The organism is Streptomyces sp. NPDC001292 (genome assembly GCF_042896465.1).
Lineage (GTDB): Bacteria > Actinomycetota > Actinomycetes > Streptomycetales > Streptomycetaceae > Streptomyces.
This window is the reverse complement of sequence record NZ_JBIAXG010000015.1, coordinates 157,471-163,747: the sequence shown is the minus strand read 5'-3', so window position 1 is coordinate 163,747 and position 6,277 is coordinate 157,471. Positions and strand designations below refer to the sequence as shown.

Below are 6,277 nucleotides of genomic sequence, written 5' to 3'. Positions count from 1 at the left end.
GAACAACCCATCGCCACCACCCATACCAACATCATCCTGCATGAATGATCACGAACCGCAGGCGGGTTGCCGGTTACTGAGACACGCTCCTAGCCAGCCGATGAGCGTGAGCATGGCGCCGACATCGCCGCAGGTCCACGCGAAGCCCTCCCACTCTGCGAGCGACGCGTTGAAGGCACCGGCGATCACGTTCCCGATGCGCACGGCGCTGTATCCGAGAGTGACGGTCGCGCCGAGGGCGACGATGCGCAGGCCGATACGGACGGACCCGCGTGTGCTGCGGTGGGCCAGGCGCCAGCAGGCACGGGCTAGGGACAGTTCACCGATGGTGTAGGCCGTGACGTACAGGGTGAGATACGCGGCGTACCAGCCATCATGCGCGTAGTACAGCGTGAAGTTGATCGGTCGCGGCGCGTTCGGCGTCAGCAGGGCGAACAGCACCAGCAGCCCTGCGATCACAGCGAAGCCTGCGGCTAGCCACTCCCGTGCCCTCCTGCGGGCAACTTCGGGGGGTGATCCCCAGTAGGTGAGGACGATCTGCTGGCAGGCGAGCAGCGCGACCACGCACCCCATCGCCAGGGGTACGGAGAGGTTCACCACGCCCAGGACATGGTCGAGGTACTGCCACATCAGTGTGATGGAGAACAGGAACGACAGCCCTGACAGCAGGAAGACGGCGGCCAGCGCGGTGAAGGCGGGGTCTCGGCGGCGGGTCGGCACGTCCCGCAGCAAGCAGAGGAAGCCGAGCGTGGCGACGACGAGGCTGATCGGGTGGAGCAGGTCCTTCACGGCCGGGCCTCCCGTCGGCGCAGCAGCGTGTGCGTGACCCGGTCCTGCACTTCGTCTCCGGAGGACTCGTCGCTGCGCAGCCACCGGTCGATGATCCGGCGCTGGATCAACGAGGCGAGGAGCTCGGTGTCCCGCTCCTCGTCCTCGTCGTACTTGGTACGGCCCAACATCATCTCGACGGTGGCCGAGCCCACGCTGGTGAAGATCGTTGAGGAGAGCGCGGACGCCGGGCGGTTCTTGTGGTGGCCGAGCAGCAGGTGGCTGAACTCGTGGGCAATGATGTGGTCCTGGTGCAGGGAACTGGTCCGCGGGTCGTAGTACACGTGGAAGGCACTCTCCGTGACGGCGCATGCCCCGCACACGGAGGGCGCCTGCTCACGGGCCTCCAGGACCACCTTCCGTCCCGTGCGGCGTGAGACCTCGTCGCTGAGGTCGCGGATATTGGTGACGTGCGGGAGCTGCAGCTCGGCCAAGAGGTCAGGCCGGCGCAGCCTACGTGCGGACCACATTGCTTTTCCTTGATCACTTACTGAACGCGGCCGTTTTACGAGCCAGTTGAGGGTGGCAACCCCTCGGATTTCCGTACGCTCTCGACGATTCCCAGGACGGCATCCTTTCCGTCTGCGGAAACGTCGGACAGGCGAAGGAGCACGTTTTTGATCTTCGTGTCGCGAAGCAGTGCGAGCAACTCAAGTTCCTGCACGGTCTTTTCGGCGACGACGTCGTCGAACCAGTATGCGGGGTCCACGCCGAAAAACCCTGCTAGCGCTTCGAGGTGACGCTTCGTCGGGTTATCGCGCTGCCCGGTCCGCAGGAGCCAGAGGTACTGGGCCGACAGTTTGCCCAGCCCGCGCTTCTCCATGAGTTCGGCCACCTCGGCGTTGCTGAAGGGGCCGCGGTCGGGCGGGTGCACTGTGTCGAACAGGCGGTTTAGGCGGTCCATGAGCCCCTTGGGGCTCACCTGGCCTTCGGTCGAGTCTTTCATGATCCTTTCCTGGGTGGACTTCGTCGTCACTTCAAGCACCCTACCCCGCGATAAACGTGAGTTGACGAGCTGATCCACTGTATGGAAAGTTCTTCCTCACCAGCACGTTTCCGTGTGACGCGTACCGCCTGTTTCAGGTCGGCCTGTCCGTTTCTACCGGCAGGAGTATGCCGGGTGAGTGGCACAAGCCACAGCCAGCGACATAGGTCACGTCTGGCACGCAGGATTTTATCTTCGACCGGAAAGCGCGGAGGCGGCAGTGGAAACACCCCATCCGCCTCGCATTTCCACTGCAGGGAATAACAGACACCCGTTCCAATTCGGACACAGTGACACGCTCTCGGCGTTCGAGGCAACCGCGGCAACGGTGCGCTTCGACGCGGGGGTGCGCCCCAGGTCGCGCCGTACGGACACTTGCGGCACACGATCATCCGATGACTCTCTGCAACCAGTACAGAGTTTAAGAACCAAGTCTGGATCTTGATACGGGTCCGTGCGTATGTTCGTCGTCCCCGGGCAGCCCGCCCGCAGCGACGGACATGAGGAGAGCACGAGGACGGACCGGACCGCGAAGGTCCACAAACAGCGACGGCGCCCGGGAGCGGTAACTCACGGACGCCGAACGCTAAGCGGCATACCCGCCCCGGCAAGGGCGGAGATTGCCCACCATCACCACGCTGAGTCCTTCCAAGGGGCGCGTCAGCGTGGCAACACTGCAAAGGGGAGTATCGCATGTCTCCTGCCCTGCGCAAAAGGCCCTTTCGCCTGGCCTGCGCGGCAGCCATCTCCGCCTCGGCGCCTCAGCGCCCCGAGCCGGACCGCACGTTCATGGCCCCGCCGAGCTGCGGGACCCGCCCGCTCGTCGGGAGCTGCCGATGAGCAGCGAAGCCCGCGACTGGGTGTGGGAGCACAGTTGCAGCCGGGGGACGGCGCGTCTGGTCCTGCTGTCGATCGCCGACCGGGTGGGCGACGAGCAGTGCGTTTCCTGGGCCTCCCTGTCGAGCCTGGCCAAGCGCACCCGCGCCTCCGTCTCCACGGTCCGTGAAGCCATCGACCGTCTGGTCGACGCCGGTGAGCTGGAGCAGCTCGAAGACCTCACCGGCCCGCAGCGCAGCACCGTCTACCGCCTCCCCCTCGCCGCCAAGGTCCTGGCGGAGACCGTGGACGACAAAGACCCCGACCAGACGCCGGCGGAGGGGACCGAAGCCACCCCGGCGCTCCGGATCTCGGCCCTGCGGCGCTACAACATCCGCCCGCGTGAGGTGCCGGAATCCCCTGCGAGGGCCCGGAAACCGGCAGTACCGGAATCCAGCAGGTCCGGACGGAAACCGGCACCTCGACGTGCCGGGAACCGGCACAGCGATGTACCGGAAACCGGCACACAGAACCGTAGTGAACCGGATTTGAACCGGAGGTACAGCAGTGGTGGTGCTGCCGTCCTCTCAGCTGCCGAGTGGCAGGTCGACCCAGCCACCCACACCTGGGCCCGCGAGCAGGGGCACCTCGACCGTCTGGGCGAGCAGGGCCTGCAGGCGGCCGACGCGAAGTGGCGTGCCCACCGCTCCGGCTTCAAGCCGAGGCCGGCGGCTGCGTGGGCTGCCGACTGGCGTTCCTGGGTCGCCCGGGAGCACCCCCCTGGCCGCCCGAACCTCTACGCCGTGCCCGGCACGGGTCCCGGCCAGCCCGGCGGCATGACGCGGGCAGAGGCCCACACCGCCGCACTTCTCGCCGCCCTGAACGAGCCGACCGGAACGGAGCAGTAGTCGTGGACCGCCGTGAAATCGCAGCCCTGCTGGCCTACATCGGCCGACTCGACCCCCGCACCATCCGCACCAACCAGGGCGAGGCACGCGACCAGCTCGCACAGTGGCACGAGCTGCTTGGCGACGTGCCGATGGCCACTCCGCACGGCTGGGACGCCCGCGTCGCCGCCCGCCAGCACATCAGAGTCTCGCCGTACCAGATCCTGCCCGCGGACGTCGCCCGCCCCTGGGAGAGCTACCGTCGCGACCGCCTGGCCCGGCACTCCGATCCCACGCCGTCCGCCGACCCGGACGATCAGGCCGCCTGGACCGCCGAGCTGGTCGGCACCCGCCGCGCCGTCGCCGCCGGCACCGCGCAGCCCGCCCAGGCCAGAGCCATCACCAGCGGTCGCGACCGCATCGACCCAAGGCTGGAGGCGAGGCTGCGGCAGATCGGCTCCTGCATACCGCCCGCCGCCCGCGCAGCCCTCGCCCCCTATCGGCCCGCTCGCGCAGCCCGCGAGGCCGCCGTCGCTCAGGGGCTGCCCGACGCCCTGAGCGTCAAGTGCGAGTGGTGCCTGGCCCAGCCCGGTGAGCCGTGTCGTCGCCGCCGGATCGGTCCCGACGACGGGGTACGCACGACCGCCCCGCGCGCCACCCCGCACCCCGGCCGCGTCGACCTCGCCGCCGCCCGGCAGGCCCAGCCGAGCGAGCAGGTCCAGCAGCCCGCCGTGGCCTGACCGGCGCATCGGTCGCGTGCATCCCGCCCGATGCACCGCTACCCCCTATCACCGTCCCGCCCCGGCTGCGGCGCACGCCCGCGCGCTGCGGCCACCCGACGCCGCGCCCAGCACCGCCCCAGCCGGCCGACGCGGCAGCACATCGGAGACCACCCTTGCGTCACATCACCACCCACGACGCGCCGGCCACCGGCCTGCGCAGTATCGGAGACACCAACTGGCACACCCAGGGAGCGTGCCACGGCATGGACGTCGAGGACGCTGACGCCGTCTTCTTCCCGCTCCCGCGGGACCACGAAGCCATCGCCGAGGCGAAGGAGCTGTGCGGCTGGTGCCCGGTACGCAGCGACTGCCTCAACTTCGCCCTGGAGAACGTCCTCAAGGAGGGCATCTGGGGCGGCCTCACCGAGGCCGAGCGGCGTCCCTGGCACGACGGACTGCACCAGCGCCTCGACTACCGACGCGTAACCTCCTTTTTCCTGGGACGCGACGTGCATCTGACCGAGGCCGAGCGGCAGGTCGTCATCGACCACGCCTACGTACGCGGCTGGCGGCCCGACCGGCTCGCCACCGCCCTTCAGATCAGCCACAAGCACGCACGCGACCTGCTGCGGCAGGCGGCCAACAAGGTGTTCGACCGCGACCGCACCTACGGCGTGCCGCGGCCCAAGAAGAAGCGGAAGAAGACCGCCCCAGCAGCAGGCGGCCCCCCGCCCGCCTCAGCACCCGGCACACAGCAGCCAGCAGCCCGCCCGGCAGCGTCGACTCCGGCGCACGCCTCTCTCGGAAAGGCCGCATGACCCACCCCTTCCTGTCCCTCGGCGCCGCTCCGGACCTCTCTCTCCTCCTCGCCGCCGTGGTGCCCGCCGCCGTCGTGCTGGTGCTGACCGCCTGGACGATCCGGCGCCAGGGCACACGCCCGCAGAAACGTCTCAGCGGTCCGGCGGTCAAGGTCGCTGCCCTTGCCGCCCTCGGCTGTACTTGCTACTCCGCGGACACGAGCTGGCGGTTCGCCGCCGACTACCTCGACATGGCCGGCACCGCCGAGCGGGCCGGCATGTTCGCCGCAGCCGAGCTGGCGCTCTTCGCGACGGCGCTAATGGCACGGCAGAACCTGGCCACCGAGGGCGCCCCCGGCCTTCCGGGCACGTTGGTCTGGGTGATCACCGGAGTGCAGGTGATCCCCGCCTATGCCGAGAGCGGTCCTATCGGCGGCACGGTAAGGGCCTTCGTCGGGCCGGTCATGGCGGCGATGCTGTGGCACCTCGCCATGGGGATCGAGCTGCGCCTGCGCACCCCGGGTGCCGCCTCCCACGGACTGATCGCCGTCCTGGGGCGGGAAGCACGCGAGCGGCTGCTGTCCCGCCTCGGGATCGCCGCACGCGACCGCGACGCCGCACAGATCACCCGGGACCGGGCCACCGCCCGCGCAGTCGCCCTCGCCGTCCGCCTCGCCGAACGCACACCCGAGCAGCAGCAGAGCCGACGCGGCCGGCGGCTGACGCGGCGCCTGTCGAAGGCGGTCGGCAGGGCCTCGGTCGGGACCGACGCCCGCCAGCGCGCACAGCTGCTCGACCAGCTCGCCGCACGCCGGCACGCACTCGCGCTCGCCACGGTCCCGCTTCCCTCGCCCTGGTCCCCGGCGCACATCACCGCGAGGGCAGCCGCCGTCCCCTCGCATCCGGCCTCGACGGCGCCGGTCCCCGCAGCCGATCCCCCCGGCCCCCACGAGTCGTACAGGGACCGGGGACCGAGCGCCCCGAGGGGACCGGTCCCCAAGATTGCGGACTCTAAGGCGTCGGATGGCGCGGGGACCGGGGGCGAGAACGCGGGGACCAGGGTGGGGACCGAGGTTCCAGCCACAGGTGGGGTCCCGGGGACCGGTCCCACCGACCCGGAAGCCTCACAGGGGGACGCCGGAGGCGTGGGGACCGACCGCACTGCGCGAGAAGTAGCTGCTCAAGGCCCTGATTCGCATCCAGGACCGAACGCCGCCGAGTCGGGGACCGAGCCCACCGGGG

The 6,277-nt window shown here is 69.7% G+C and carries 7 protein-coding genes; 4 read left to right on the top strand and 3 right to left on the bottom strand.

Translation table 11 applies throughout. The features are described 5' to 3' along the window. Positions 1-48 precede the first annotated feature (48 nt). Genes ACFY4A_RS18455 through ACFY4A_RS18445 form a run of 3 tightly spaced genes read right to left on the bottom strand, consistent with a single transcriptional unit; the run spans position 49 to position 1,804 of the window. Positions 49-789 (bottom strand): MAB_1171c family putative transporter, encoded by a 741-nt coding sequence (locus tag ACFY4A_RS18455; RefSeq protein ID WP_390830442.1) that lies wholly within the window; start codon positions 787-789, stop codon positions 49-51. Next, positions 786-1,298 (bottom strand): hypothetical protein, encoded by a 513-nt coding sequence (locus ACFY4A_RS18450; RefSeq protein ID WP_245765974.1) that lies wholly within the window; start codon positions 1,296-1,298, stop codon positions 786-788. Before ACFY4A_RS18450 ends, ACFY4A_RS18455 begins: the two co-directional genes overlap by 4 nt. 35 nt (positions 1,299-1,333) lie before the next feature. After that, complete coding sequence (locus ACFY4A_RS18445) at positions 1,334-1,804, bottom strand: XRE family transcriptional regulator (protein WP_234377040.1); 471 nt, start codon at positions 1,802-1,804, stop codon at positions 1,334-1,336. Between the two features lie 845 nt (positions 1,805-2,649). On the opposite strand from ACFY4A_RS18445, the gene ACFY4A_RS18440 reads away from it, so the two are divergent. From ACFY4A_RS18440 to ACFY4A_RS18425, 4 genes are all read left to right on the top strand, one after another. Then, complete coding sequence (locus tag ACFY4A_RS18440) at positions 2,650-3,537, top strand: helix-turn-helix domain-containing protein (RefSeq protein WP_390830441.1); 888 nt, start codon at positions 2,650-2,652, stop codon at positions 3,535-3,537. Positions 3,538-3,539: 2 nt separating this feature from the next. After that, positions 3,540-4,256 carry a hypothetical protein gene (locus ACFY4A_RS18435; RefSeq protein WP_055493677.1) on the top strand — a complete coding sequence of 239 codons (717 nt, stop codon included), beginning with the start codon at positions 3,540-3,542 and terminating at the stop codon, positions 4,254-4,256. Positions 4,257-4,411: 155 nt separating this feature from the next. Next, positions 4,412-5,056, top strand: coding sequence for a WhiB family transcriptional regulator (locus ACFY4A_RS18430; RefSeq protein WP_040896654.1), 645 nt, complete (start codon positions 4,412-4,414; stop codon positions 5,054-5,056). Then, positions 5,053-6,277 (top strand): hypothetical protein (locus tag ACFY4A_RS18425; RefSeq protein WP_390830440.1); only part of this gene is annotated, 1,225 nt, incomplete at its 3' end. The genes ACFY4A_RS18430 and ACFY4A_RS18425, both read left to right, overlap by 4 nt.

Coding starts and splice junctions, on each gene's coding strand:
- ACFY4A_RS18440 (WP_390830441.1), top strand. CDS start 2,650: ATGAGCAGCGAAGCCCGCGACTGGGTGTGGGAGCACAGTTGCAGCCGG.
- ACFY4A_RS18450 (WP_245765974.1), bottom strand. CDS start 1,298: ATGTGGTCCGCACGTAGGCTGCGCCGGCCTGACCTCTTGGCCGAGCTG.